Annotated in this window: 2 protein-coding genes; both read left to right on the top strand. The window is 62.7% G+C overall.

Translation table 11 applies throughout. From position 1 onward, the window contains the following. A partial coding sequence (locus tag AC2A1N_RS13820) for an MBL fold metallo-hydrolase (RefSeq protein WP_484372610.1) occupies nt 1-791 on the top strand: 791 nt, incomplete at its 5' end. Further along, nucleotides 788-1111 (top strand): YeeE/YedE family protein (locus AC2A1N_RS13825; protein WP_484372612.1); only part of this gene is annotated, 324 nt, incomplete at its 3' end. The genes AC2A1N_RS13820 and AC2A1N_RS13825, both read left to right, overlap by 4 nt.

The following is a 1111-nucleotide window of genomic DNA, read 5'->3' on the forward strand; positions in this document are numbered from 1 at the left end:
CTTCAGCGTGCGCCATCATCGACAGCGTCCTTGACTTCGACATGGCCGCAGCCCGCACCTCCACTGCCTCCGCATCGGCGTTGGTGGACTACGTGCGGACCGAGCGCCTACAGGTGCAATGGTTGCTGGAAACCCACGCGCATGCCGACCACCTCTCAGCAGCACCATGGCTGCAGGGCCAGGTGGGAGGTACGCTGGCCATCGGCGAGCGCATCACCACTGTCCAGGAAACCTTCGGCAAAGTCTTCAATGCCGGCACTGCATTCAAGCGGGATGGCAGCCAGTTTGATCGGCTGTTCGCCGATGGTGCCTCCTTCCGCATCGGTAATCTCCAGGCGATGTCGCTGCACGTGCCGGGCCACACCCCCGCTTGTATGGCGTACGTGATCGGCGACGCCGTATTTCCTGGAGACACGCTGTTCATGCCGGACTACGGCACCGCCCGCTGCGATTTTCCAGGTGGTTCCGCTCGCCAGTTGTATCGCTCGATCCAGCGCCTTCTGTCCCTGCCCGACGCCACCCGCGTCTTCTTGTGCCATGACTACAAGGCCACCGGTCGAAACCATTTCGTATGGGAAACAACCATCCGTGCCGAAAGGACAACCAACCTGCATGTGCACGAGGGCGTGACCGAAGCCATGTTCGTGGAAATGCGGGAAGCCCGTGACGCGACGCTCCCGATGCCGCGACTGATCCTGCCTTCAGTGCAGGTCAACATGTGCGCCGGCCATCTGCCCGAACCCGAGGACAACGGCGTGCGCTACCTCAAGCTGCCGGTGGACCTGCTATGACGCTCTCTCATTTGGCTTGGTACTGGCCACTCGCTGGCGGTGCCATGATTGGAACAGCGGCCGGTGCCTATCTGGTCCTTCTCGGCCGCGTTGCCGGCATCTCGGGTCTACTTGCCAAGACACTGGGCATGCCGGGTGACGGCGGACGCGGAAGTGCAGCCCTATTCCTGGCGGGACTTGCCCTGGCGTCAGGCTTGGCATTGGCGGCCAGGCCCATACTATTGCCGGCGCTCTCCGCAAACGGAGCAGTGGTATTGGTGATTGCCGGACTGCTGGTGGGTTACGGAACTCGCCTTGGCGCTGGCTGTACCAGTGGGCAC

The organism is Stenotrophomonas maltophilia group sp. SKK55 (genome assembly GCF_057179845.1).